Origin of the sequence: Methylobacterium sp. R2-1, assembly GCF_014191355.1 — a bacterium.
Taxonomy (GTDB): Bacteria; Pseudomonadota; Alphaproteobacteria; order Rhizobiales; family Beijerinckiaceae; genus Methylobacterium.
Window position 1 is genome coordinate 331,137 of sequence record NZ_JACHWM010000004.1, and the last position, 24,558, is coordinate 355,694.

Genomic DNA, 24,558 nt, shown 5'->3' on the forward strand with positions numbered 1-24,558 from the left:
CCCCTGGCGGTGGGCCGAAGCCGACCATCCGGCGCGGCTCAGAGCTCCGCCTCCGCATGCGGCGCGAGATCCACCGTGTCGGCCCGCTCGCGCCAATCCGTCACGCCGCGCGAGCGAGCGAACCGGATCTCCGCCGCTTTGAGAGCGCGCTCCGGATCGCGAGCGCGCGCGATCTCCACGAAACCAACGGTGAAGGGGACTCCGAGGATCTGCTTCGCGAAGTGGACGCGGTAGTTCGGCATACACGACTCCTTCTGTTGAAGCGGCTGCCAGGCGCTTGGAGAAGATGTGCGCCATCGCGCATCCATCCGCAACTGCCTGCCCAGCCAAGCCGCTGCAAAGGCTGTGCCTTTTTCCGTGCCACCCACATATGGGTGTGCCGGTGGAGGTATGCTACCACCGGGCACCTGAACGGAAATGGTCACTGTGACGCGCGACCGTCACAGGGCTGTCCGCGCAGATGGGACTGGAATTCCGGTCCCGGCCTACCGTAAGGGGCAGCCCATGCTGCCTGCCCTTTCCCTCCGCGCCGTGCTGACCCGTTCCCCCGCGCTCGCAGCACTGCACCCATGAGCCGCGACGCGAGCGATCAACGCGCCCTCCCACCGACGACGCGAATCGGACTCACCCTGATCGCGGGCGGAGCGGTCGCCAACATCTACTACAACCAGCCGCTGCTCGCGGTCCTCGTCGCCGAGTTCGGCGAGCGGGCGGCTTTGCTCGTGCCGACCGCCAGCCTCGTCGGCTACGGGCTCGGCATCCTGTTTCTCGTGCCGCTGGGCGATGCGCTGCCGCGGCGTGACCTCATCGTGTGGCAGTTGCTCGGGCTGGCCGTCGCGCTGGTCGCCGCCGCGCTCAGCCCGAACCTCGCCGTGCTCGCGGCCGCGAGCCTCGTCATCGGAGTGCTCGCCTGCGCCGCGCAGCAGGCGGTGCCCTTCGCCGCAGAGCTGGCACCCGATGCGAGCCGGGGACGGATCGTCGGCGGCGTGATGACCGGCCTGCTCTCCGGCATCCTGCTCGCCCGCACCGCGAGCGGCTTCGTCGGCGCGCATTTCGGCTGGCGCGCGGTGTTCTTCGCCGCAGCCGGCCTCGCACTCGTCATGGCGGGGGTGGCGCTGCGCACCCTGCCGCGCAGCGCACCGACGCGGCGCCTACGCTACCGCGCGCTGATGACCTCGCTGCTGCATCTCGTGCGCAGCCAGCCGATCCTGCGCAATGCTAGCCTGTCGCAGGCGCTGCTGTTTGCCAGCTTCAACGCCTTCTGGGCGACGCTCGCGCTCCTCGTCGAGGCGCCGCCCTTCGACCTCACGGCGGCGGGTGCGGGCCTGTTCGGCGTCATCGGCGTCGCGGGAGCTCTGATCGCTCCGTATTCTGGCCGCTACAGCGACCGGCGCGGCGCCCGGCCTGTGGTGATCGCCGGCAGCGTCCTGGTCGCGGCGGCCTTCGCCGTGCTCGCGCTCGCCGGAGAGGTGTCGCTCCTCGCTATCGCCGCAGGCGTGCTGCTCCTCGACATCGGCATCAACGGCGCGCTGATCGCCAACCAGACCCGCGCCTATGCCCTCGCACCGGGCGCCCGCGGGCGCATCAACACCGTGCTGTTCACCGCCGTCTTCATCGGCGGGGCGGCGGGCGCCTTCCTCGGCTCGCGGGCCTTCCTCCTCGCGGGCTGGCCCGGTGTCTGCGCCGTCGGCGGCGCCTTCGCCCTCGCCGCGCTGGCCGTGTCCTGGCTCGGCGGCAGGTCCCGGCCTACCTGAGCACCCGCGAGAGGCGGCACCACGCCGTCTTGTCTGGGGGGAGGCCGAAGCGCAAACGTTCCGGCGCCTCCAAGAAGCGCCGCACGTAGATCCCGGCTTCCCCGAGCGCCCGGAACAGACCGGGCCCGTCAGGAAAATCGGCGGTGCGGAATAGGGCCGTCCCGCCGACGATCCGTCCGCCGGCCCGCCCGATCATCCGGTCGAGGCGGGCCACGTCCTGTGCCCGCGCCGCGGCAGCCTCGCGGCGCCACGCACCATCCGGCAGCGCCGCGAGGCCCGCGGCGATGGCCGGGCCCGAGACCGCCCAGGGACCCAGTGCGGCTTCGATGCGCTGCGCCAACGCCGGCTCGGCGAGCGCGAAGCCGAGCCGCAACCCGGCGAGCCCGTAGGTCTTGCCGAAGGAGCGCAGGATCACGAGGCCGGGCTGCGGCGATGCCGCCTCTACGGATTCCAGGTCGGCGAAGGCCTGATCGAGCACGACGAGGCCGCCCCCGGCGCGCATCAGCGCCTCGGCCGAGAAAACGCGCCCGTCAGGATTGTTGGGGCTCACGGCAACCAGAACCTCAGTGCCGTCGGCCTCGGCCGGATCGTCCACCATCCGCACCGTGTGACCGGAGCGGGTCCAGGCGGCGGCGTGCTCGGCATAGGTCGGGCCGACCACCGCGACGCGGGCGGGTGGCAGGAGCCGCGGCAGGGTCTCGATCAGGATCTGCGTGCCGGGCGCGGCGACGACATGGTCCGGCCCCGGCGCGCCGTAGGCCGCCGCCGCCGCGGCTTTGAGCCGGGCGAGGTCGCCGGGGGAGGGCAGGCGGTGCAGGGCACTGGCTTCAAAGGGCGGCAGCGGATAGGGCACCGGGTTGATGCCGGTCGAGAGGTCGAGCCACGGCTCGGGCGCGCCCGGAAACAGCCTTCGGGCCGCGTCGAGATCGCCGCCATGCGCGATCGCCTCGTTTGAGCCGTCCCCCTGCACCTCGCCTCCGTCCCCTCCGCCCCACACCGACCCTGCCAACGATGCCCTGGATCGCCCTGACCCATCCGCCCGACACCCTCGGCATCCTGGCGCTCGCCCTGCTGTTCGAGGCCATGATGGGCTATCCCAACCGCCTCTACAGGGCGCTCGGCCATCCTGTCACCTGGATCGGCCGGCTGATCGGCGCGCTGGAGCACGGGCTGAACCGGGGCAGCGCCGCCGCACGCCGGCTCGGCGGAATCCTGGCGCTCGTGCTGCTGCTCACGGTGACGGCCGCCATCTCCCTCGCGCTGACCGCGCTCGCCGCACGCGCGGGCCACGGGGCCGGCGTGGTGCTCCTTGCCCTGGTCGCTGCGAGCCTGCCGGCGCAGCGCAGCCTCTTCGTCCATGTCCGACGCGTCTCCGCCGCCCTGCGGACGGAGGGGCTCACCGGCGGTCGCGCGGCCGTCTCGATGATCGTCGGACGCAATCCCGAGAGCCTCGACGAGGCGGCGGTCTGCCGCGCCGCGATCGAGAGCCTCGCCGAGAACTTTTCGGACGGCATCGTCGCGCCGGCCTTCTGGATCGGCGCAGGCGGACTCACCGGCGGCGCTCTCTACAAGGCCATCAACACCGCCGACAGCATGGTCGGCCACCGCACCCCGCGCTACGAGGCGTATGGCTGGGCCTCCGCCCGCTTCGACGACCTCGTGAACCTGCCGGCCTCGCGGCTCACCGCGCTGTTGCTGATCGCGGCGGCGGCGCTGAGCCGGGACGTCTCGGCGGCGGGCGCATGGCGGGCAATCCGCCGCGACGCCGGCCGCCACCGCTCGCCCAATGCCGGCTGGCCCGAGGCGGCGATGGCGGGCGCATTGGGCCTGCGGCTCGCCGGCCCGCGCATCTACGGTGCCACCCGGGTCGAGGATGCCTGGATGGGCGACGGTCGGGCGGACGCCACCCCCGACGACATCGTGCGCGCGCTGAAACTTTATCGGACCGCCTGCGCGCTACAATTCACAATGGTCGTTGCCGGAACCGGGATTTGGCTCTACCTTTTTTGAAAAATATCCACCAGCATCCTCAATACCCCCGAATATCGATTTCACATCGATCGAAATAGACAGGAGATTGCGGCCATGCGCCTCGCCAGCAGCATCTGTCTTTATTTCCTCTTTGTACTTGGATCGACCGCAGCGGAGGCCGGGGACACGGTCCTGGAACCAGAGGGCAAGCCCTATACCTTCAAGGAAGATTTGAAGGGCTCGGGCAAGAAGGACGACGGGGCGGCCGCCTACGACGTCAGCGGCATCGCCTGCATCCTGCGCGCCTCGGGCAAGCGGCGGTGTCTCGTCGTCAACGACGAGGGGCGCAAGGCCCAGTTCCTGACGATCGATGACCGAGACATCGAGCCCAAGAAGACGATCGACCTGATCGGCAAGGCGCCGGACGCGGCGACGCGCGGAACGGTGTTCGCCGGCAAGCAATGCCCGGACAAGAGTCCCGCGAAGTTCAAGGAGTTCGACGGCGAGGGCGTCGCCTACGCCAAGCCGTACTTCTACGTCGTCGGCTCGCACGGCTGCGGCCGCAAGAAGGATACGCTCAACACCTCGGCGATGATCCTCGCCCGCATCCGCGTCGATGAGGAGGGCAAGCCGGATGTGGAGGACGACGACAAGCCGGAGGCCGCCGTCGAGACCACCTATCGCCTCGGCGAGGTCCTGGCGGGTGCGGACCGGGTGGGACCATCCTTCCTCGAGAGCCTGACCGAGTCGAACGGCCTCAATATCGAGGGCATCGCGGTGGTGAAGGACCGGCTCTACGCCGGACTCCGCGCGCCCTCGATCGAGGGAGAAGCCTTCCTCGTCGAGGCCGATGTCGATGCCCTGTTCGCGGACGGGCACGGCGCCTATCAGGGAAAGCGGCGGACGATCCCGATCAAGCTCGGCAAGGATGCCGGAATCCGCGATCTCGCGGCGCTCGACGACGGGCGCCTGCTGGTGCTCAGCGGGCCGGCCCAGGAGCAGCCGAAGGTCGCCTACAAGCTTTTCCTGTTCGATCCGGGAAAGGGCGGCGATCCGCAGCTTCTCGGGGCGCTGGACGAACTCGACGATGCCGATCGCTGCGGCAAGCCCGAGGCGGTGACGGCGATCGGATCGAACCGCGTTCTGGTCCTCTTCGACAGCCTCAGGAACGGCGGAGCGCGCGCCTACAAGGTGCCTGCCAAGCTGATGCCCGGCGAGTGAGGCGCGCCGCCTTCAGCGCAGGCGCAGCAGCCCGTCGCAATCGAGATGCGCTTCGAGATGGTCGGCGAAGCGGTCGAGCACCTCTTCGATGCCGGCCTCGTAGCGGGTGAGGCCCGGTGCGGCGCCGAGCCGGGCGAGCCATGCCGCGCGCTGGCGGTCGTCGGTGAACAGGCCGTGGACATAGGTGCCGGCCACCAGTCCATCGCGCGAGACCGCTCCGTCGGCCCGACCGTCGGCGAAGCGCAGCAGGGGCCGGGCGGTGTCCGGCCCGGTCGTGTCGCCGACATGCATCTCGTAGCCGGAGAACGGCTCGCCATCCGCCAGCGTCGTGCCGGTGACGGCGACGAGACGCTTCGCGCCCGTCATCACCGTCTCGACGTCGAGCAGGCCGAGTCCTGGCAGGTCGCGCGGCGCACCCTCGATTCCCTGAGGGTCGGCGATGGAGCGCCCGAGCATCTGGTAGCCGCCGCACAGCCCCAGCACCCGCCGGCTGCGGCGCAGATGCGCACGGATGTCGATGTCCCACCCCTGCGCGCGGAGACAATCGAGATCGTCGATCGTGGTCTTCGAACCAGGAAGGACGATCAAATCCGCCTCCGCCGGGATCGGCGCGCCGGGCGGCACGAACGTGACGGCGACGCCGGGCTCCTGCCGCAGCGGGTCGAGGTCGTCGAAATTGGCGATGTGGGGGAATTGCAGCACTGCGATCAGCGGTCCGGCGCCGTCGCGGCGGCTTTGCGGGGCATCGAGCGCCAGCGCGTCCTCCGGCGGCAGGCGGGCAGCGTCGGGAAAGAACGGCACGAGGCCGAACGGGGACCAGCCGGTGCGCGCGGCGATCAGGGCCATTCCGTCGGAGAACAGGGTCGGGTCACCGCGGAACCGGTTGACGATGAAGCCGCGGATCATCGCCGCGTCCTCGGGCTCCAGCACGGTCTGCGTGCCGACGAGGCTGGCGATGACGCCGCCCCGGTCGATGTCGCCGACGAGCACCACCGGCGTCTCCGTTGCGCGCGCAAAGCCCATATTGGCGATGTCGCCCTTGCGCAGGTTCACCTCGGCCGGTGAGCCCGCGCCCTCCACGAGCACGATGTCGGACTCGGCGCGCAGCCTTTCGAAGCTGTCGAGGACCGATGCCATCAGGCGCGGCTTCCACGCTTGATATTCGCGCGCCCTGGCGGTGCCGATCATCCGCCCCTGAACGACCACCTGCGCGCCGACCTCGCTCTGGGGTTTGAGCAGCACCGGGTTCATGTGAACGGACGGCGCGACCCGCGCGGCGCGGGCCTGGAGCGCCTGGGCGCGGCCGATCTCACCGCCATCCGCGGTGACGGCGGCGTTGTTCGACATGTTCTGCGGCTTGAACGGACGCACCGTCAGCCCACGCCGGGTGAAGGCGCGGGCCAAGCCCGCCACCAGCAGCGACTTGCCGACATCGGACCCGGTCCCCTGGATCATCAGGGCGCGGGTCATGGACGGCTTTTCGTTTCAAGTGCGGGCATGATCCTGCCATGGCACTGGTGCCGAGCATCGTCGAGCCGAATTCATGTAAACCCGCGTCGAACAAGTTCGGTCTTCAGCCAGCGCAGCGCGCCCGCGGCGTCGGTGACGGCAGGCACATCCGGCAGGGCAGGGCGGTCGACGATCACCACGGGAAGCCCGAGCCGGCGCGCCGCCTCGATCTTCGGATACGTTGCCGCACCGCCAGAATTCTTCGTCACCAGCACCTCGATCCGCGCCTCGCGCATGAAGCGAACTTCGTCCTCCAGCGTGAAGGGGCCGCGGGCACTGACGGTCACGAGGTTCGGCACCGGCAGCGCTTCGCCGACCGGCTCGATCGTGCGCACGACATAGGCGTGCTGCGGCGCGCGGGCGAAGGCGGAAAGCTCCTGCCGGCCGATGGTGAGGAACACCGTTCTCGATTCCGGTCCGAGCGCGTCGAGGCAGGCCGGAACGTTCTCGACCTCGATCCACGCGTCGCCGGACTGCCGCTCCCAGGCGGGACGCCGAACGGCGATCAGCGGCACGCCGCCGGCCCCGCACGCCGCGGCCGCATTGGCCGAGATCCGTGCGGCGAAGGGATGTGTCGCGTCGATCACCGCCTCGATGCCATTTCCGGCGAGCCACCGCGCCAGCCCCTCGACGCCGCCGAACCCGCCCACGCGCATCGGTACCGGTCCGGGCCGCGGCGCGGCCGTGCGGCCCGCCAGCGAGAGGGTCACCGACAGGTCGGTTTCGCGGGCCAGCAGGGCGACGAGCGCGCTCGACTCGGTCGTTCCGCCGAGCACGAGCACCTGCATCGGACGCCGATCTGGATTCGGTTTGGGATGGCGCGTGGGAGAACCCTGGTCGGCGGCCTCGGACATCCGTACAACCTGTCTCGCCCGCGAAAGCCCAGCAAAGCTCGGGCAAGGTTTTCGATGTGAGACCCTTCTGCCGCGATTGCCTGACGATGCAAGCCGAGGGTGCCCTGCGCTGCCGCGGCTGCGGCTCGCCGCGCCTGCTCACCCACCCCGCACGGGACGCCCTCAGCATCGCCCACGTCGATTGCGACGCCTTCTACGCGGCGATCGAGAAGCGGGACGATCCCTCCCTGCGGGACAAGCCGCTCATCATCGGCGGCGGCAAGCGCGGCGTCGTCGCCACCGCCTGCTACCTCGCGCGGATCTCCGGCGTGCGCTCGGCCATGCCGATGTTCGAGGCGCTCAAGCGCTGCCCCGACGCCACCGTGCTGCGCCCCGACATGGAGAAGTACGCCCGCGTCGGGCGCGAGGTGCGAGCGATGATGCTGGCGCTCACGCCGCTGGTCGAGCCCGTCTCCATCGATGAGGCGTTCCTCGATCTCGCCGGTACCGAGCGCCTGCACGGGGCGAGCCCGGCCCTGACGCTGGCCCGCTTCGCCGCACGGGTCGAGACGGAGATCGGCATCACCGTTTCCGTCGGATTGTCCGCCAACAAGTTCCTGGCCAAGATCGCCTCCGATCTCGACAAGCCCCGCGGCTTCTCGATCATCGCCGGCGAGGAGGCCGCCGCCTTCCTCGCCGACAAGCCGGTCGGCATTCTGCCCGGCATCGGGGAGAGCGCCCGCAATCGCCTCGCCGCGCTCAACATCCATCGGGTCGGCGATATCTCTCGCGCCGACCCTGTGCGGCTCCAGGCCTCGCTCGGCCGTGACGCGTCACGCCTCATCGATCTCGCGGCAGGGCGCGACCGGCGGCCGGTGCGTCCGACCCGCGAGGCCAAGAGCGTTTCGGCCGAGACGACCTTCGCGACCGATCTCGTCCGGTTCGAGGATCTGCGGCCGATCCTGTGGCGGTTGTGCGAGAAGGTCTCGGGACGGCTGAAGCGGGCGGAGCTCGCCGCCGGCAGCGTCACGCTGAAGCTGAAGGACGCCCGGTTCCGGCTGCGCACCCGCACCCGCGGCGGCCTGAAACCGACGCAGCTTGCCGACCGCCTCTTCCACGAGGGCGAACCGATGCTGCACGCCGCCTGCGACGGCACGCCGTTTCGCCTGATCGGCATCGGGGGCGGTGACCTGTGCGGCGCAATCCACGCCGACCGCGGCGACCTCGCTGATCAGTGCATCGAACGCGTCGCCCGCCGGGAGGCGGCGCTCGACCGGTTGCGCGAAAAATTCGGAAGCGCCGCGATCCAGCGCGGCCTCGTCTTCACCGGCGAGCCGGAGCGGCGCCGAACAGAGCCGGCAAAATCCGGGACTTGAGGCCAGTCACCTCAGACCAGTTCCCGGCGATCCTCCGGCCCGGGCGCGGTCTCCTTCCCGTCGCAGCGGATCACGCTGATGCTGCCGTCGCTCTCCAGCGAGGCGAGCCGCACGAGGGCCGGGTCGTCGATTCCCTGCAGGCGAAGCTGGGTCATCAGTTCCGAGTGAGTGATCATCTCGCGGCGCATGTTCCGCCAGCAGAGGCGGCCGTCGACGACGAGGGGCAACCGCTTCGGCGTGACGAAGCGCTGGAAGGCGGGAAAGCGGAAGGCGAGCCAGTCGGGCATCCGATCCTCCACCTCCCTCAGCCGGCTCGACGACCGCGCACTACCGGCACCGCGGAGGATGGACCGCCGTCCGACAGGGAACGCATCACGGCCTGGCGCCGATGCGGCTCAATCCGCGCCCTCGTCGGGAATGTTGAGCAGGGTACCGCAGGCCTTGCAGTGCACCGCGTCCGGCTCGTGCCGCTGCAAGCCGCAGTCGGGACACGAGAAGCGCACCTTGTAGGGCCGGAACAGGACCTGGGCGAGGCGCAGGAACAGCGTGACGCCGCAGATCATCACCACGACCGAAATCAGGCGCCCGCCTGTGCCCTGGAGGGTGACGTCGCCGTACCCCGTCGTCGTGAGCGATGTGACGGTGAAGTACAGTGCATCGACGTAGTTGCCGATATTTGGGTTCGAGCGGTGCTGGGTCGCGTAGACGAGGCTCGTCATGATGAAGATGAACACCGCGAGGTTCACCACCGCGATGATCACATCCTCGTTGCGGCGAAAGAACGGAAAGTCCGCTCGCAGCCGGTCGAGCAGCTGGTAGGTCCGCAGTAGCCGGAGCGTGCGCAGGATGCGCAGGAAGCCGGCGCCCTCGCCGACAATCGGGGCCAGGAAGGAGGCGATCGCCGCCACGTCCGCCCAGGTCGTGGGCCGCAGGAACTCGCGCGCCGGTCGCGGACAGATTGCCAGCCGCGAGAGAAAGTCGGCGGCGACGGCCGCACCGATCAGGACGTCGATTCCCTCCACCAGCGGATGGCGGGGCAGGAACGAGGAGACGATGATAATCAGGAGGGTGGCGAGATCGAAGGCGAGCAGGCCGTAGCGGAAGCGGTGTGCGCGGTCGCTGCTCCCTTCGTAGAGTTCCCGCAGACTCTGCCTCAGGCTCGCCATCTCGCAACCCGCTGCCGTCGCCGCTCGCGGCTCCGGGAGCATGAACGTTCCTCGGGCTCAGCCCGATCCGCCGCCGATTCGGCCTCAGCGACCGGAGGCTACTTCCGGCAGTCGGCCCCGGATTTGGGGTCCACCTTGGCAAGGTCGAGACGGCTCATGTTGCCGTCGATGGCGAAATCCCCATAGTCGAGGTGCAGCCGCCCACTGACGCCGTCTTCGTAGAGATCGAAGGTGAGGGTATAGATCGGCGTCCGCTCGCCCTCTCCGGGCGTGAAGTAGCTCAAGGTGACCGGCCAGCGCCGCATACCGGCATGGTCGCCCTCACGCAGCGGCTTGTCGCGTTCGGTGTCGGCCGCCGGCGCCGCGCTCGGGCGGCCGATGATGGCCAGCGTGTCGTACACCTTGCGCCCGTCGTCCGAGCCGTCGAAGACCTTGGCGGAGACGGTAGTCTGTCCCGCCTTGGCCGCCTCGATCAGGCGGATCATGTGGTGGATCGGGAACAGCACCGTCCCCTCGCTCTGGAACTGGTCTCGCTTGGGCTCCTTGAGCTTCACTTTGAGGGCGTCGGCCGCCTCCGCCGTTCCGTCCACGGCCGGTGACGGCGCGTTGTTGAGGATGGTCGTGGTGCGGAAGCGGAAGCTTTTTCCGTCACCGTTCTCGAAGGTGGTGCTGCGCAGATCCGAGGTGCGATCGCCGGACTCGCCGGAATCGATCATCGTCACCTGCCGCGTCTGCATCGTGTAGCCCCGGCAGGCGTCGCCGGAGAAATCGATGACGATGCGACCGCGCACCCCCTCGACCGCGCGCGTGCCAGCGGAGCGCGCCAGCGACAGATCGTAGACCGCGCGGTGATTGGTCAGCCGGATCGCGGTCTCGTCTGGAACCGGCGCGGCTGGGCCGGCGGCCAGCGCAAAGCCGGTTGTCGCGGCGAGAAGGAACAGGGCCGGCGCGAGGCGCAGTCGCATGCGATCTCCCAAGATCCACTCAAGATGGGTTGTCCACAGGCGGCGGGCCGGCGGATGCCGCCCCGACACATAGTCATCGCGTCCGCTTGGACAATCTTTTTCAGAGACCGTCCGAGCATGGGCAACGGCACCGGTACGGCCGGTGCGAGCGCTTGAAGGGCCTGCCGCGTCAGGTGGCAAACGGCCGACAATTTCGGAAAAGAGCAATTTTGCGCAAGGCGTTAACAGATCCCAGCGAATTCGGTGGCAGCGACGTCGATACCGGTCCGAACCGTCGGCGACGGAGTCTGATTGGCGGTGGAAACCGGCTTATGGAACGCGCTAACGCTTGCTCCGCGGCCGAGCTGTCCTGTAGTCTCCACCGCGTCGCCAACGGCAGCTTTGGCGTCTGTTAACCGACATGTGCAGGGCCGGTTTGCCGGCTTTGGCGATGCTTGCTGTCGCCTCAAGCGGCAGAGATGCCGCACGGTCGGTCGGTTTCGCGTTCAAAGGACGTTTCGACGTGGAGGGGGCAATGACGGAAGCGGTCCCAAGCTGGACGGATGAGCGCGTCGAGCTGCTTCGTCGCCTGTGGGACGATGGTCTGAGCGCCAGCCAGATCGCCCTCCAGATCGGCGGCGTCTCCCGCAACGCCGTGATCGGCAAGGTGCACCGCCTCGGGCTCGCCGGTCGCGTCAAACCGATCGGCCCGGCCTCGGCTCAGGGTCGCCGCAAGGATGACCTGACCGCCGAGGTCGAGATGGAGACGGTGGTGGTCGTCGAGGAGCCGACGCTGCCGGAGCCGCCCGCGATCGTGGCGCATCGCCCCGCACCGAACTTTCCGCTGCCGCGGACGCCAGCCCCGGAGCCGGTGGCGCTGGCCGTCTCCGAGCGGGTCACCATCATGGACCTGCGCGACTCCATGTGCCGCTGGCCGATGGGCGACCCGACCTCGCCGGAATTCCGCTTCTGCGGCGCCCGCGCCATCACAGGCCTGCCCTACTGCACCCAGCACGCGCAGGTCGCCTATCAGCCCGCGGCCGAGCGCAAGCGCGATCGTCGCGTCGCCGGTTTTCGCTGATCGATGAGGCGGTACTGCGCGGCTGTTTCGGAGACCGCGCAGTGCGTCGATTTATCGGCGCCGCTCGCTGAGATGGGTCGAAGGCGTCCGCCTCCTTGAGCGAAGCTGTCAAGCGGCAGCGGCGATCAACGGCCTCGCATGCCAATTCCGCTCCTGGCTGGTTGCGCCGGTCGGGCATGAAATCCGCTCGGATGAGCCTGTCGGACCGACCGAGCAGCCGTCGAAAGACGGGCCCTCACTCGGCTCCTGCGAACATCTCGTCGAACGAGTAGCCGGAGCCGCGCACGGTGCGGATCGGGTCGCTCTGACGCGGGCGGTTGATCGCCTTGCGCAGGCGGCCGACATGGACGTCGACCGTGCGCTCGTCGATGTAGACGTCATGGCCCCACACGCCGTCGAGCAGTTGCTCCCGCGAGAAGACCCGGCCGGGGCTCTGCATCAGGTACTCGAGCAGCTTGAACTCCGTCGGCCCGAGATGGATCTCGCGGCCCTGACGGCGGATGCGGTGACTGACGCGGTCGAGTTCGATGTCGCCGGCCACCAGCATGTTGGCGACGTGGGCAGGCTTGGCACGGCGGAGGAGGGCGCGCACGCGGGCTAGCAGCTCCGGCACCGAAAACGGTTTCACAACATAGTCGTCGGCGCCCGTCGAGAGACCCCGCACGCGGTCGGCCTCTTCGCCCCGAGCGGTCAGCATGATGACGGGCAGCCGCTCGGTCTCGCGTCGCGCACGGATGCGGCGGCACAGCTCGATGCCAGAGAGCCCCGGCACCATCCAGTCGAGCAGGACGAGATCGGGTGTCATCTCGTGCAGGCGCAGATCCGCCTCCTCGCCACGGACCGCCACATCGACCGCGAAGCCTTCCGCTTCGAGGTTGTAGCGCAGCAGGGTCGTCAGCGATTCCTCGTCCTCGACGATCAGGATGCGCGCACTCGTCATCGTCCGTCTTTCCATCCGTCGCGCCCGGCCTCACCCATCCGAGAGCGGGCCGGTACGCTTCTTCGACGCTTCGCGTCCCCGAAGCCTTCCGGCGTCAGGCGCTCGGCGTCACCGTGGCGTAGTTCGAAGCGTCGTTCTTGGGCCGCTCTCCGACCGGCGTCTCACCGGTGACGAGGTACTCGATCGTCTCGGCCACGTTGGTGGTGTGATCGCCGATGCGCTCCACGTTCTTGGCGCAGAACAAAAGGTGGGTACAGAACGAGATGTTGCGCGGATCCTCCATCATGTAGGTCAGGAGTTCGCGGAACAGGGAATTGTACAGCGCGTCGATGGCGCTGTCCCGTTCCCACACCTCACGGGCGGCGGTCACGTCTCGGCTGGCGTAGGCGTCGAGCACATCTTTGAGCTGCTCCTGCACCAGGTCGCTCATGTGCTGGACGCCGAGAACGATCTTCTGCGGCTGCGCCTGATCGCTGATCGCGACCACGCGCTTGGCGATGTTCTTGGCGAGATCGCCGATCCGCTCCAAGTCACCCGAGACGCGGATGCCGGAGATCGTCTCCCGCAGGTCGATGGCAAGCGGCTGGCGCCGGGCGATGAGGAGAACCGAGCGCTCCTCGATCTCCCGCTGCAGCAGGTCGAGGCGCTTGTCGGCGACGATCACCGCCTGGGCGAGGGTGGTGTCACGGCGTACCAGGGCATCGGTGGCATCCGTCATCATCTTCTCGGCCACGCCCCCCATCTCGGCGATCGAGCGGCGCAGGTTCTCAAGATCGGTGTCGTAGGAGGAGACGATATGCTCGGCCATGTCGCGATTTTCCCGATCAGGCAGTCGGACGAGAGCGCTCTCAAGTTGAACGGGACATCGGTCCAGAGATTGAGAGCGCGCTAAAACGAGGGCGCAGGGTGGAGCACGACCGCATCGCGGTCGCGCCCGAGCTTAACCGAAGCGGCCGGTGATGTAGTCCTGGGTCTGCCGCTTGGCCGGGTTCATGAAGATCTTCGTGGTCGCATCGAACTCGATCAGTTCGCCGAGATACATGAACGCGGTGAACTGCGAGATGCGCGCGGCCTGCTGCATGTTGTGGGTCACGATGACGATCGTGAACTCGGCCCGCAACTGCTCGATCAGTTCCTCGATGCGGCCGGTCGAGATCGGATCGAGGGCCGAGGTCGGCTCGTCGAACAGGATGACCTCGGGACGCTGCGCCACGGTGCGGGCGATGCAGAGGCGCTGCTGCTGGCCGCCGGACAGGCCGGTGCCGGACTGCTTGAGCTTGTCCTTCACCTCATCCCACAGAGCCGCCTTGCGCAGGGATTCCTCCACGCGCCCGTCGAGCTCGGACTTCGGCAGCTTCTCGTAGAGACGCAGGCCGAAGGCGACGTTGTCGTAGATCGACATCGGGAAGGGCGTCGGCTTCTGGAACACCATGCCGACCCGCGAGCGCAGCTCGTTGAGGTCGATCTTGGAGTCGAGGACGTTCTGCCCGTCGAGCAGGATCTCACCCTCGGCGCGCTGCTCCGGATAGAGGCTGTAGATGCGGTTGAAGGTGCGCAGCAAAGTCGACTTCCCGCAGCCGGACGGTCCGATCAGTGCCGTGACCTGCCGATCGCGAAAGTCGAGGTTGATGTCCTTCAAGCCGTGAAAGCTGCCATAGTAGAAGTTCAGGTTTTTGACGGCGATGCGCACGGGCGCTTTGACGTCGGCCGGGCTGCGGCCCTCGAACTGGCTGCGGATCGCGGGGGAGGCGCTCATCGGATCTCTCGTCTGTAGGAGGTCTGTCCCGGGGCTTTCTCAGCGCGCCCGCTGGTCCTTGATCACGAAGCGGGCCACCACCGACAGGGCGAGGATGGTGACGGTGATGAGCAGCGCGCCCGACCATGCGAGGCTCTGCCAGTTCGGATAGGGCGAGAGAGCGAACTGGTAGATCATGACCGGCAGGTTCGGCACGCCGCCGAGAAGGTTGGCATTGAACCAGCTGTTGTTGTTGAGTGCCGTGAACAGCAGCGGCGCCGTCTCGCCGGCAATGCGGGCGAGCGCGAGAATAATGCCGGTGACGATGCCCGCGCTCGCCGCACGCCAAGTCACCGCGCGGATGACGAGAGAGCGGGGTGCGCCGAGAGCCGCGCCGGCTTCGCGCATCGGACCGGGCACGAGGCGCAGCATGTCCTCGGTGGTGCGCACGATCACCGGTGTCGCGATGATGGCGAGCGCCACCGCACCGGCCCAGCCTGAATAGGTGCCCATCGGCCGGACCATCAGAGTGTAGACGAACAGGCCGATCAGGATCGAAGGCGCCGAGAGCAGCACGTCGTTGAGGAAGCGGATGATGTCGGCGAGCTTCGAGGTCCGGCCGTACTCGGCGAGGAAGGTGCCGGCCATCAGCCCGACCGGTGTGGCGATGAGGATGCCGAGCAACGTCATGATGAGGCTGCCGAGGATGGCGTTGGCGATGCCGCCGCCCTCGGAGCCGGGCCCCGGCGTCGGCGCCGTGAACAGGGCGGGCGTGAAGCCCTTGACGCCCTCGACGATCAGCATGAGCAGGATCGAGCCGAGGACGATGATGCCGAGTAGGGTGGCGATTGTGCTCGCGAGGATCAGCACGCGGTCGGCGATCCGGCGGCCGGAGCGCACGCGGCTGGCCGTCGGCGCGCGCCCGGCCGTCGCGATGGGGTTGCTGGCATCCATGGATCGGCGTCCTTTCGACTCGGGCAGTCTCGGGCGGTCTTCTTTGGCAACCCTGCTCAGGCGACCTTGGTGCGCCGCACCAAGAGACGGGCGATGATCAGCACGACGAAGGTGATGATGAACAGCAGGCAGCCGAGCGCCATCAGCGACGAGAGCTGAAGCCCGTCGGCCTCGTTGAACTCGTTGGCGATGCGCGAAGCGATGGTCGAGCCCGGATCGAAGATCGAGGCGGAGAGACGGTTGGCGTTGCCGATCACGAAGGTGACCGCCATAGTCTCGCCGAGTGCGCGGCCGAGACCGAGCATGATCGCGCCGATGATCGACACCGAGGCCTGCGGCACGAGCACATGGCGCACGACCTCCCAGGTGGTGCATCCGATACCGTAGGCGCTCTCGCGCAGGACGGTTGGGATCTGGTCGAGCATGTCGCGAGTGATCGAGGCCACGAAGGGAACGATCATGATGGCGAGGATGATGCCGGCGGTGAGCACGCCGACGCCCGAGGGGATGCGGGCGTAGAGGATCGTCCCGACGATCGGCAGGCCCTCGACCAGGTTCGAGACCGGCACTTGCACGAAGCGGGCGAAGAGGGGGGCGAACACGAACAGGCCCCACATGCCGTAGATGATGCTGGGCACGGAGGCGAGCAGCTCGATGGTCATGGCCACGGGCTTGCGCGCCCAGCCGGGGCAGAGCTGCGTCAGGTAGACCGCAATGCCGAGCGAGATCGGCACGCCGATGAGCAGCGCGAGCATGGCGGCGGCGACCGTGCCGATGACCGCGGGCAGGGCGCCGAACTGCTCGGTACCGATGTTCCAGGCACTGGAGGTAAGGAAGCCGAAGCCGAACTCCGAGAAGGCCGGCCACGCACCGTAGATGATCGAGCCGAGAATGCCGGCGAGCACCATGAGCACGAACAAGGCCGAAGCATAGGCGGCGCCTTGGAACAGGCGGTCGCCGGTCTTGCTCGGGGCGATACGGGCCACGGCGCTCTCGCGGGCCACGGTGAGGGTCTGTGTCAAGGCGGTCATCCGCGAAGGCTCTTCGGCTGGTGAGCGTTTAGCGCGCCGTAGCACGCGAGGCGAGCGGACCACTTCGGAAAGGGCCCTCTTCCATTGAGGGAGAGGGCCCTTCTCTATGCTTAATTACCCGCGAAGACGGTCTTGCCGTCCTTGCCCTTTACGGACTTCCATTCCTCGTGGATGAGGCCGACGACGTTGTCGGGCAACGGCACGTAATCGAGCTCGGTCGCGAGCTTGTCGCCATTCTTGTAGGCCCAATCGAAGAACTTCAGCACGTCGGCGGCCTTGGCCGCGTCCGCCGGCTCCTTGTAGACGAGGATGAAGGTGGCGGCCGTGATCGGCCAAGCGTCCGCACCGGCCTGATTGGTCAGAGCGATGCCGAAGCCGGGGGTCGACTTCCAGTCGGCGCTGGCGGCGGCGGCCTGGAAGGCCTTGTCGTCCGGCTGCGGGAACTTGCCGGCCTTGTTCTCGATCAGGGCGTAGGCGAGCTTGTTCTGCTTGGCGTAGGCCGACTCGACGTATCCGATCGAGTTCGGGACCTGCTTGACGGTGGCGGTGACGCCCTCGTTGCCCTTTCCGCCCTGGCCGACCGGCCAGCTGACGGTCGTGGCGGCACCGAACTCCTTCTTCCAGGGCTCCGAGACCGAGGAGAGATAGGTGGTGAAGATGTTGGTCGTGCCGGAGGCATCCGAGCGGTAGACCGGGGTGATGTTCGCCTCGGGCAGCTTCAAACCGTCGTTGAGTTTGGCGATCTTCGGGTCCGACCACTTCAGGATCTTGCCGGCGTAGATCTCGGCGATGATCTCACCGGTCAGCTTGAGCTTGCCGGGCTCGAGTCCGGCGATGTTGACGACCGGAACGACGCCGCCCATCACCGTCGGGAACTGGATGAGGCCGTCCTTCTCGAGCTGAGCCGGCTTGAGGGGCGCGTCGGTCGCGCCGAAATCGACGGTCTTGGCCTGGATCTGCTTGATGCCGCCGCCCGATCCGATGGACTGGTAGTTGAGGCCCGTGCCGGTCTCCTTGCGGTAGGCTTCAGCCCATTTCGAGTAGACGGGGAAGGGGAAGGTGGCGCCGGCGCCGGTGATGTCGGCGGCCAGGGCCGAGGTCGCGAGCTGAGCGGCAGCGAGGCCGGCCGCCAAGGCGTAAGCGAAGGGTTTCACAAGCATCTCCGTGGGTGTCGGGCGCATTGTCGGGGCCGATCCTGATCACGGACCGGTCTCGCTGCGACACTGCTGCCATCTAGTGCGCCGACGCGCCGCCTCTATGACGAGCACATGACGGTGACATGACAGCCCACGGAGAGGCGGAATTTCGCTGAGGATGGGACCGCTTGAGGTTCTTGAGCGTTACTGAACCACGTCCCTGCTGACGTTGCTTCAGGGAGCCGCTGCCCGCGACATGTGGATTCGCAGCGGGTTCCTACAAAAAGTGTTCAAGGAGACCGTCAGCGTGGCGGAGCCGCATTCAACGCGCGAGGAGGAGACCCTGCTCGATCCGGCCGATCCCCAAGAGGCGGCGTACCTGGCGCTTCACGCCGAGCGGGCGGCCCTTGAGGAGGAATTGACACGGCAGCAGCAGCATCAGCGTTTCGGCAGCGACGAGCAGGAAATCGCTTTGGCGCGCGCGACGGAGTCCTCCCTTCTGAAGGACCTCGATCGGGTACTGACCTTGATTCGTGCCGCCGAGGTCCGGCGACAGCAGCCGATAGCCCGGCGCTGGCAGTAGTACCGGCTGAGTACCGCCTGACATGGCAACTTCGACGGGGGCCTTCCGGGATCAGCCGCTCACGGGCTCCGGCGGCGATCACGTTCCTTCTGCCGTAGACGCAGCAGCAACTCGACCTGTGCGTCGGTGATGGGCTGGGCGTCGCAGCGCTCGACATACACGTCGCGCAGCCCCTGTCCGATCCGGTCACGGCTCTCGCCATTCAGGACGGGCATGGCGGCTTCGACGATCGATCGAGCAGGGTAGTCCGTCGCGAGATGTGCCATGAACTGACGAGGCCAAATCTGAAGGAACCGTATCGCCACTGGCAAGGAGGAGCGATGGTGCCCCAGATTGCGCGAGGATGGTTAACAAAGACTTACTGCGAATGGATTAATTCCACCCTCCGGCAAATTCGGCTTCGCGACTCGCCCGCAGTGTCAAACGCAGCGGTCTTCGATCCTCAGCCGGGGCCCAAGCGCGAACGAAACCGCGGTAGCAGAGGCAGCAACCCTCTGTTTGGCTGAGAAAATTCCTCCCCCGGAATCGGCCTAATGGATTAGATTTTGTGCGTTTTCGCACATCGGCGACGTGACCGTTTCTCATTCTCGATCCCCAAAGATCGAAAAGATCGAGCTCCCAAAGGAGCTTAGCCATACATTCGAGCCCGCTTCCTCATTCGCGGCCAGCGGATGAGCGCAGGCGACGGCTCCGTTTGCTTCAATGTCGTTGGGCTGCCCGCCCCCAATGCGGTACGCAGGCGACAGGCGGACCGGTTTCTCCAGAGAAGCCGGTCCGTCACGCGCCGTGGTAGGAAACAGCGCGCCTCTCACGCCCCTCAGCCTGACCGCTGATCAGCGCTCCGGCTCGTCGCGCTCTCCCTCAGCCTTGTCTCCTTGGCCCTGTTTTGCCCCGCCCTGCGGATCGGTGCTGTCCTCCCCGGAAGGTGTGCCGCTGCTATGGCCCTGGGGCGTCAGGCGGGGTCGATCCGGAGCTTCGACGTCGTCCGGCTTTCTCGTATCGGCCATGAGGCACCTCCAGACGGACCAACCCGGCAAAGGTCGATAGGGTTCGCCGGTCGCCCCCGCTCCGGCAAAAGGCGCTGGACGGCGGCGCCCCGATCGGGCGAGATGCACGATGCCCGCGCCTTGCTCGCTCACGCGGCCCGGCAAACCAGCACCCCTCACGTTTGGAAGAGTCCTAGCGATACCGCGCCCCGATCATCTCGTCCGTCCGCCACAGGGTGCAACACACCTTGAGGGGGTCGAGAGGCGATGAGGTGAGCATGAACACGTCGGGGATGAGTGACGTGTCCAGAACGGTGATCTCGACGTGCTGCGCCGAGATGCCGTGCACCCAGCATTCAATCGAGGTGTGTTCATCAACCGCGATCAACCCGGCCTCGACGACTGTCGGTGCTTGTTCGAGCCGGCATCCTGCATGATTGGACATCGATGTCCTCGCGTGACCATCGAAGCGTGACGGCTGCAGAATAAGATGTCGTTGCGCGATTCCTTAAAACTGGAACAATCAGGCGCCTAAAGGTGAAGGTCGGTCGCTTTCGCCTGGATTAGGGATTTCCCGACTCGCTCGAAACGACACGATGTCCGTAGACCGTCGCTCAGCGCAGGAACCAAACGAGAAGCCCCACCGCGAGAGCCGCCGCCGCGATCACACCGTAATAGCCGGGCATGACCCACTGGTTGGCGCCATGCCCAGTCCGCATCTTGGCGGCTCTCAGGCGGCGAGGTCGGGTTTCCTGATCCCGCGCCAGCGCGACCTGGGACGCGGTCGAGGGTCTCCCGGCCGCCTCGTCATCGGTGCCGAGGGGCGACAGGCCGGGATCCTGGGCAGGGATCTTATCGCCGGTGCGCCCTGAGTCGATTTCGGCCTTCAGCTGCGCGGTGGTTGGTTGCGCCGAAGCAGGGGGCGCTTCCGGTACGTGGTCAGCGGGCGGAGGCGGGGTCTCGGAACGGAGTGCCATCGATCACCTGTCTCCTTCGCATCGCCCGCTCTCGTCGTCGCCTGACTGCACCGTCCATCGCGACGGCGTAGGCGTTCGTGATCGTCACTGAGCGCCGGCGCCGCCGCTTCCCCCGCCGCCGCTGCCCTGCGGAACCGCGCGCTCGGGCTGATTGGCGTTACCCCCAGCCGCAGAGTTTCTGTTGATGGTGCTGGCCCCGGTCGCACCGCGTGAGGTCGTTCGATCCCGACCGCGCCCGCCGGTCACGCTGCCGTCGTTCGTGACGATGCTGCGGCTCTTGTGACGCGAGCGAGCATCGGCAGGACTCGTCGTAAGCGGTATGAGGCTCGCAGCCGCGAACCCGACTGCACTTGCGAGGATGAGGAAGGTCTTCATGGCTGGTTCCGAGTTTCTTCTCCTATGGAACCCAACGCCTCGATTTTGTATCCATTCGATGGCGACGGCCGATAAGCGCCATCGTCTGCGGCAAACAGTGCACACCGCTCGCGGCTCGAGCGGGATACGGGCGGGCCGTCGGTGGCTTTACGCTCTAGCGTCATCGCAAATGCCGAGGACGCCCTCGGATGCCAGCCACCCCGGACGCGAACACAGGGGCGCGATGACCGAAAACCACCTGACTCTCGAATGTCTTCGGGAAACACCTCTCCCGGCGCCGGGGGAAGGCAGCAAGGAGCAGCGCGGAACGATCCTCGTGGTCGGCGGCTCCGTGCAGGTTCCGGGCGCCGCCCTGCTGGCCGGCGTCGCCGCGCTTCGGGCCGGCGCCGGCCGTCTCCGGATCGCAACAGTCAGGAGCGTCGCGTCGACCATGGCCCTCACGGTGCCCGAAGCCCGGATCATCGGGCTCGCCGAGACGAGCGAGGGCGAGATCGACCCGGCCGATGCCGAGAGGCGACTTCCCGCGTTGGCGGAGCGCTGCAAGGCCGTCCTGATCGGCCCGGGCCTGAGCGCCGGCAAGACCGCGGAGGCGCTTTCCCGCACGCTCCTGCCGGGTCCAGAGACGACGGCGCTCGTGCTCGATGCGGGCGTGCTCCCCGGTCTCGGCGCGCAGTCCGACGCTGTTCGATCCTGCCGCGGCCGCGCGGTGATCACACCGCATGCCGGCGAAATGGCCCGACTTCTCGACATCGACCGGAGCGAAGTCGAGACGGATCCGCTCGCGGCGGCCCGCCGGGCCGCAGACTTGGTCGGATGCGTCGTGATCATGAAGGGCGCAAAGAGCTGGATCGTGGATCCCTCCGGTCGGTCGTGGCTCTATGGCGGTGGTGGGGTCGGACTTGCCACTTCCGGCTCCGGGGATGTCCTGGCGGGTATCGTCGCGGGCCTTCTCGCAAGAGGCGCCGAAGCGGCAACAGCGGCGGCCTGGGGCGTTTACCTGCATGGCGAGGCCGGACGGCGGCTCTCCGAACGCGTGGGGCCGGTCGGCTTTCTGGCGCGCGAGATCCCCGATGAGGTACCTGCCATCCTGCGCGAGGCCGAAGCTGCATCCGGGTCATGAGTTTCGACGCCGGGAACACTGCCGGAAGCGCGAGGGTTCTGCCTTACCTCACATCAGGGAGGGCCATCATGACACCATCGGAGCCTGTCAAACCCGGCGATGAAGCGCCACCCGGAACGCCCGGCACGGGTGAAAATCTGTGTCCTCGATGCGGAGGAAGCGGCCAGGTGGAGGCCAAGAGCTGCCCGGACTGCAACGGTACCGGCAAGGTCATTTCCGGTATCGGTGGCGGCTGATCGCCTCGACCACCGCCGCTGACGATCGTCTGACGAGGCTGCCGCGCCGGCAGACGAAGTCCATGAGGGTGTCCGTCGTCACCACATTGGCCTTCCATGGCCAGAATGGCTTGCCTTCGGGCGTCAACGACGTCCGAAGCGTGGGCTGGTCGCTCCGGCCGAACCGTGCCCCGGCTTGTTTTTGGGTCAGGTGCTTTGAGCGCCGACGCGGACCATCAGTTCTCAGCGCGGCCTGAAGCCGTCGCCGCGCCAATCCGGAATGAAACATCGCCCCCGCCAAGGAGAAAGGGAGGCGGTCTGTCGCCGTCGAATCGTCACTTCGAAAGGGCTCACGCAGCGCCCCCATCCATGCTAGAACGAAAACAGAACGTGCGGGTGGCCTATCTCCCAACGGGGAAACGTGACCGCAACGTCCCGTCGGAAACGTGAATGACGGTCAGCCTGGCCTTGGTGTGGGAGAACGACGGTGACGATGCGGACGACTTACCTCGTGCAAACCTTCGTGCTGAAACGCAAACGCCTGTGCCCGGGCGATCAGCAAGCATCGCCGACGGTGAGCGGTGCGCTGAAGCGCGCCGAGGCCATGGCCACCCGGCTGCCAGGCACGGCCGCCATCCAGATCGTGGCCGACGACGAGACCGGCGAACTGGAAAGCGCGACGATCCTCGGCCGGTTCGGCGAGGTGCCCGAAGATTTTGCCGAGACGCTGCAGGCTGCCTGACGAGAGCATCGAGAGAAGAGGAATCCTATGGCCTTCAAGCCGAAATCAGCCGCAGAGACGAAGGCTCGCGATTTGGGTTTGGCACTGGCACGGATCGCCGAGAGCGAAGGTATGCCGGCCCATGTCGGCGTGGATGCCCTGCGCCGAGCGAGCCCACGCCTGACACCGCTGGCAATCGGGCAGATGGTGCGCAAGCACCGCGGCATCGTCGAAGAAGCGCTCACCGAGCGCGGGCTGACGCTCGTCGACTACGCCGACCAGGGACCGGGGCGGGGCATGGAATTCACGGTCGCCGACGCCTGAGATCGCGCTGGCTCGGAGGATCCCGTCATGGAAGCCGTGCGCCGGGTCGGCGCCTACCTGCAAGTTCAGGATGGTGATGGGTGCCGCCACCTGCTGCGCGTCTCCAGCGTGCAAGCGGTCAGCGACACCGATCTGATGCGGAACGAGACCTTCATCACCGCGGCCGGCCGCACAATCCGCGTGCCGCAGCCAATCGACGAAATCGTGCCGCTGATCTCGCCCGGTGAGCGACTCCTGGTCCAAGAGGAAGCGGAGCCCTGGCCGTTCTGAACCGACGGTTCGCGACCATCGCCCGAGCGAGCGCCTACGTAGGCCCCACAGCACTCCTTGTCGCCCCGGCCAAAGCAGGATCTTCATACGCCTGACGTCAGCGATCGGAAACGTCCGCCGCCGACACGGAAACGTTTCGTTCAGGAACGATCATCGAAGGCGCGTCTTGTCCCGGCACGTCGAGAGCCTGAGGAGAGTCGCGTGGACGATGACCGTGTTTGGTCGTTCGAGAAAAGTCTTTGGACCGGAGGAGCGGACCGCTACCGCGAAATGGTCGATGACGAGTGCCTGATGGCGCTTCCGCAACCGCCCTACGTTTTCAGCGGGACGCAAGCGATCGAAGCGGTGTCGGACACGCCACGCTGGTCCGACGTCGAGATCGACGACGGCCGGATCGCCCGCCCTCAGGAAGGCCTTATCGTCATCGCCTACACCGTGAAGGCCACGCGGGGCGAAGAGACCTACGAGGCGCATTGCACGTCGACGTACCGCCGCCTGTCACACGAGGAATGGCGGGTGGTGCAGCACCAGCAAACTCCTCGAATTCCCGCCCCGGTCGTCGACGAGGAGAGCTGACCGTTCTTCCGACTGCATGACAGAGACTGTTTGGGGGGAAGAGCACCGGCTTGCTCAAGGCAGTGATGGGTGCGCTGTGGCAATACCGTCATCACTGGCATGAAGCAAGGATAAGGACAGCGGCTGAACCGCCCGGAAGCTCCATCTCCACCGCAGGCCAAGTATTACAGAGAAAAATCGTCCATCTTGATTGCGTGATCACGCATAGTCGGATTCCATTAGTTAGGAGGATGTAACGGAGCAGCCGCCCGGCAGTACAGTTTACACAGGGACGAAATGAACACTGAATAAATCTCAGAATCTACATCAATCGTATTGCGATGTGGAAGATTCATCTCTCCAAGCAGATCGCGAATAAACCTGCAGTCGCAGCAGTTTAACCCTCGCGCCTCACCTAACACCATCACTTGACGCAAAAGGGAAATTGGCTTTCCCGCACCGATCGCGGGTCGGCTTTCAACGTCGGATGGGCGACAGCCCTGTTCCGACGACCAGCAAGCTCGAAGCAACTTGCCGGCCCTCTGCCGGGATGCCCCATTTATCAGCCGGCAGCGTCCATGCTCTCCGATCGCGCGATGTTTCAAAAATCCTGATCGGGCCGGCGACCTTCGCGGGCGAGGCGCAGCAGGTTCTGGCCGTACTTGGTCTTGGCGAACAACTCGCCTCGCGCCTGGAGCTGCTCGCGGCCGATGAAGCCCTGCAGGTAGGCGATCTCCTCCAGGCAGGCGACCTGTAGCCCCTGCCGGTGCTGCAGCACCCG

General features: G+C 67.2%; 29 protein-coding genes and 1 pseudogene. 11 read left to right on the forward strand and 19 right to left on the reverse strand.

The features are described 5' to 3' along the window. Window positions 1–38: 38 nt before the first annotated feature. Window positions 39–242, reverse strand: coding sequence for a hypothetical protein (locus tag FHU13_RS08270; protein WP_183435378.1), 204 nt, complete (start codon window positions 240–242; stop codon window positions 39–41). A gap of 327 nt (window positions 243–569) precedes the next feature. Between FHU13_RS08270 and FHU13_RS08275 the strand changes: the two genes are divergently transcribed. Further along, window positions 570–1,754 (forward strand): MFS transporter, encoded by a 1,185-nt coding sequence (locus FHU13_RS08275; protein WP_183435379.1) that lies wholly within the window; start codon window positions 570–572, stop codon window positions 1,752–1,754. On the opposite strand, the gene cobD is transcribed toward FHU13_RS08275, so the two are convergent. Next, entirely contained in the window at window positions 1,747–2,724 is a 978-nt protein-coding gene (cobD, locus tag FHU13_RS08280; RefSeq protein ID WP_183435380.1) for a threonine-phosphate decarboxylase CobD, read from the reverse strand. The two genes, FHU13_RS08275 and cobD, sit on opposite strands and share 8 nt — an antisense overlap. Window positions 2,725–2,765: 41 nt before the next feature. On the opposite strand from cobD, the gene cbiB reads away from it, so the two are divergent. After that, on the forward strand, window positions 2,766–3,764 hold the full coding sequence (gene cbiB, locus FHU13_RS08285; RefSeq protein ID WP_183435381.1) for an adenosylcobinamide-phosphate synthase CbiB: 999 nt from the start codon (window positions 2,766–2,768) through the stop codon (window positions 3,762–3,764). A 75-nt stretch (window positions 3,765–3,839) separates the two neighbouring features. Beyond that, complete coding sequence (locus tag FHU13_RS08290; RefSeq protein ID WP_183435382.1) at window positions 3,840–4,946, forward strand: DUF3616 domain-containing protein; 1,107 nt, start codon at window positions 3,840–3,842, stop codon at window positions 4,944–4,946. A 12-nt stretch (window positions 4,947–4,958) separates the two neighbouring features. On the opposite strand, the gene FHU13_RS08295 is transcribed toward FHU13_RS08290, so the two are convergent. After that, the gene (locus FHU13_RS08295) at window positions 4,959–6,416 is read right to left on the reverse strand and encodes a cobyric acid synthase (protein WP_183435383.1); all 1,458 of its coding nucleotides are present in this window, start codon (window positions 6,414–6,416) and stop codon (window positions 4,959–4,961) included. 71 nt (window positions 6,417–6,487) lie between these two features. Next, on the reverse strand, window positions 6,488–7,309 hold the full coding sequence (locus FHU13_RS08300) for a cobalt-precorrin-6A reductase (protein WP_183435384.1): 822 nt from the start codon (window positions 7,307–7,309) through the stop codon (window positions 6,488–6,490). Window positions 7,310–7,365: 56 nt separating this feature from the next. On the opposite strand from FHU13_RS08300, the gene FHU13_RS08305 reads away from it, so the two are divergent. Continuing rightward, the gene (locus tag FHU13_RS08305) at window positions 7,366–8,664 is read left to right on the forward strand and encodes a DNA polymerase IV (protein WP_183435385.1); all 1,299 of its coding nucleotides are present in this window, start codon (window positions 7,366–7,368) and stop codon (window positions 8,662–8,664) included. Window positions 8,665–8,675: 11 nt separating this feature from the next. Here FHU13_RS08305 and FHU13_RS08310 read toward each other — a convergent pair whose 3' ends face one another. The 3 genes from FHU13_RS08310 to FHU13_RS08320 all read right to left on the reverse strand — a co-directional run bounded on the left by FHU13_RS08310 (window position 8,676) and on the right by FHU13_RS08320 (window position 10,795). After that, window positions 8,676–8,951: a DUF421 domain-containing protein gene (locus tag FHU13_RS08310; protein ID WP_246714545.1), complete on the reverse strand. Its 276-nt coding sequence runs from the start codon at window positions 8,949–8,951 to the stop codon at window positions 8,676–8,678. A gap of 108 nt (window positions 8,952–9,059) precedes the next feature. After that, window positions 9,060–9,830, reverse strand: coding sequence for a potassium channel family protein (locus FHU13_RS08315; protein WP_183435424.1), 771 nt, complete (start codon window positions 9,828–9,830; stop codon window positions 9,060–9,062). Window positions 9,831–9,928: 98 nt separating this feature from the next. Then, complete coding sequence (locus tag FHU13_RS08320) at window positions 9,929–10,795, reverse strand: cell envelope integrity EipB family protein (RefSeq protein WP_183435386.1); 867 nt, start codon at window positions 10,793–10,795, stop codon at window positions 9,929–9,931. Between the two features lie 514 nt (window positions 10,796–11,309). Between FHU13_RS08320 and FHU13_RS08325 the strand changes: the two genes are divergently transcribed. Further along, complete coding sequence (locus FHU13_RS08325) at window positions 11,310–11,855, forward strand: GcrA family cell cycle regulator (RefSeq protein WP_183435387.1); 546 nt, start codon at window positions 11,310–11,312, stop codon at window positions 11,853–11,855. Between the two features lie 235 nt (window positions 11,856–12,090). On the opposite strand, the gene phoB is transcribed toward FHU13_RS08325, so the two are convergent. From phoB to pstS, 6 genes are all read right to left on the reverse strand, one after another. Further along, a complete protein-coding gene (phoB, locus tag FHU13_RS08330) occupies window positions 12,091–12,795 on the reverse strand; it encodes a phosphate regulon transcriptional regulator PhoB (protein WP_183435388.1) in 705 nt (234 codons plus the stop codon). 94 nt (window positions 12,796–12,889) lie between these two features. Continuing rightward, window positions 12,890–13,603, reverse strand: a complete 714-nt coding sequence (phoU, locus tag FHU13_RS08335) for a phosphate signaling complex protein PhoU (RefSeq protein ID WP_183435389.1) — start codon at window positions 13,601–13,603, stop codon at window positions 12,890–12,892. Between the two features lie 132 nt (window positions 13,604–13,735). Beyond that, window positions 13,736–14,551 (reverse strand): phosphate ABC transporter ATP-binding protein PstB, encoded by an 816-nt coding sequence (gene pstB, locus FHU13_RS08340; protein ID WP_183435390.1) that lies wholly within the window; start codon window positions 14,549–14,551, stop codon window positions 13,736–13,738. Window positions 14,552–14,590: 39 nt separating this feature from the next. Next, window positions 14,591–15,484 (reverse strand): phosphate ABC transporter permease PstA, encoded by an 894-nt coding sequence (gene pstA / locus FHU13_RS08345; RefSeq protein WP_183435391.1) that lies wholly within the window; start codon window positions 15,482–15,484, stop codon window positions 14,591–14,593. A 56-nt stretch (window positions 15,485–15,540) separates the two neighbouring features. Next, the gene (gene pstC, locus FHU13_RS08350; RefSeq protein ID WP_183435392.1) at window positions 15,541–16,515 is read right to left on the reverse strand and encodes a phosphate ABC transporter permease subunit PstC; all 975 of its coding nucleotides are present in this window, start codon (window positions 16,513–16,515) and stop codon (window positions 15,541–15,543) included. Between the two features lie 110 nt (window positions 16,516–16,625). Continuing rightward, the gene (gene pstS, locus FHU13_RS08355) at window positions 16,626–17,669 is read right to left on the reverse strand and encodes a phosphate ABC transporter substrate-binding protein PstS (RefSeq protein ID WP_183435393.1); all 1,044 of its coding nucleotides are present in this window, start codon (window positions 17,667–17,669) and stop codon (window positions 16,626–16,628) included. Between the two features lie 289 nt (window positions 17,670–17,958). Between pstS and FHU13_RS08360 the strand changes: the two genes are divergently transcribed. After that, complete coding sequence (locus FHU13_RS08360; RefSeq protein ID WP_183435425.1) at window positions 17,959–18,234, forward strand: hypothetical protein; 276 nt, start codon at window positions 17,959–17,961, stop codon at window positions 18,232–18,234. Window positions 18,235–18,293: 59 nt separating this feature from the next. Here FHU13_RS08360 and FHU13_RS08365 read toward each other — a convergent pair whose 3' ends face one another. The 5 genes from FHU13_RS08365 to FHU13_RS27630 all read right to left on the reverse strand — a co-directional run bounded on the left by FHU13_RS08365 (window position 18,294) and on the right by FHU13_RS27630 (window position 20,572). Beyond that, window positions 18,294–18,500: a hypothetical protein gene (locus tag FHU13_RS08365; RefSeq protein WP_183435394.1), complete on the reverse strand. Its 207-nt coding sequence runs from the start codon at window positions 18,498–18,500 to the stop codon at window positions 18,294–18,296. A 567-nt stretch (window positions 18,501–19,067) separates the two neighbouring features. Then, window positions 19,068–19,241 (reverse strand): hypothetical protein, encoded by a 174-nt coding sequence (locus tag FHU13_RS08370; protein WP_183435395.1) that lies wholly within the window; start codon window positions 19,239–19,241, stop codon window positions 19,068–19,070. Window positions 19,242–19,413: 172 nt separating this feature from the next. Continuing rightward, complete coding sequence (locus FHU13_RS08375; protein WP_183435396.1) at window positions 19,414–19,665, reverse strand: PilZ domain-containing protein; 252 nt, start codon at window positions 19,663–19,665, stop codon at window positions 19,414–19,416. Window positions 19,666–19,834: 169 nt separating this feature from the next. Continuing rightward, window positions 19,835–20,197 carry a hypothetical protein gene (locus FHU13_RS08380; protein WP_183435397.1) on the reverse strand — a complete coding sequence of 121 codons (363 nt, stop codon included), beginning with the start codon at window positions 20,195–20,197 and terminating at the stop codon, window positions 19,835–19,837. Window positions 20,198–20,281: 84 nt separating this feature from the next. Next, window positions 20,282–20,572 (reverse strand): hypothetical protein, encoded by a 291-nt coding sequence (locus tag FHU13_RS27630; protein ID WP_183435398.1) that lies wholly within the window; start codon window positions 20,570–20,572, stop codon window positions 20,282–20,284. A 223-nt stretch (window positions 20,573–20,795) separates the two neighbouring features. Here FHU13_RS27630 and FHU13_RS08390 point away from each other — a divergent pair, with 223 nt between their 5' ends. The 5 genes from FHU13_RS08390 to FHU13_RS08410 all read left to right on the forward strand — a co-directional run bounded on the left by FHU13_RS08390 (window position 20,796) and on the right by FHU13_RS08410 (window position 23,798). Beyond that, on the forward strand, window positions 20,796–21,692 hold the full coding sequence (locus FHU13_RS08390; protein WP_183435399.1) for an NAD(P)H-hydrate dehydratase: 897 nt from the start codon (window positions 20,796–20,798) through the stop codon (window positions 21,690–21,692). A gap of 702 nt (window positions 21,693–22,394) precedes the next feature. Then, window positions 22,395–22,649, forward strand: coding sequence for a hypothetical protein (locus tag FHU13_RS08395; protein ID WP_183435400.1), 255 nt, complete (start codon window positions 22,395–22,397; stop codon window positions 22,647–22,649). Window positions 22,650–22,676: 27 nt separating this feature from the next. After that, window positions 22,677–22,952 (forward strand): adenylosuccinate synthase, encoded by a 276-nt coding sequence (locus FHU13_RS08400; RefSeq protein WP_183435401.1) that lies wholly within the window; start codon window positions 22,677–22,679, stop codon window positions 22,950–22,952. Between the two features lie 27 nt (window positions 22,953–22,979). Continuing rightward, entirely contained in the window at window positions 22,980–23,222 is a 243-nt protein-coding gene (locus FHU13_RS08405) for a hypothetical protein (RefSeq protein ID WP_183435402.1), read from the forward strand. A gap of 201 nt (window positions 23,223–23,423) precedes the next feature. Continuing rightward, complete coding sequence (locus FHU13_RS08410) at window positions 23,424–23,798, forward strand: DUF4440 domain-containing protein (RefSeq protein ID WP_183435403.1); 375 nt, start codon at window positions 23,424–23,426, stop codon at window positions 23,796–23,798. A gap of 580 nt (window positions 23,799–24,378) precedes the next feature. On the opposite strand, the pseudogene FHU13_RS08415 reads toward FHU13_RS08410, so the two are convergent. Beyond that, window positions 24,379–24,558: pseudogene (locus FHU13_RS08415) on the reverse strand (glucose-1-phosphate thymidylyltransferase); the annotation flags it as partial.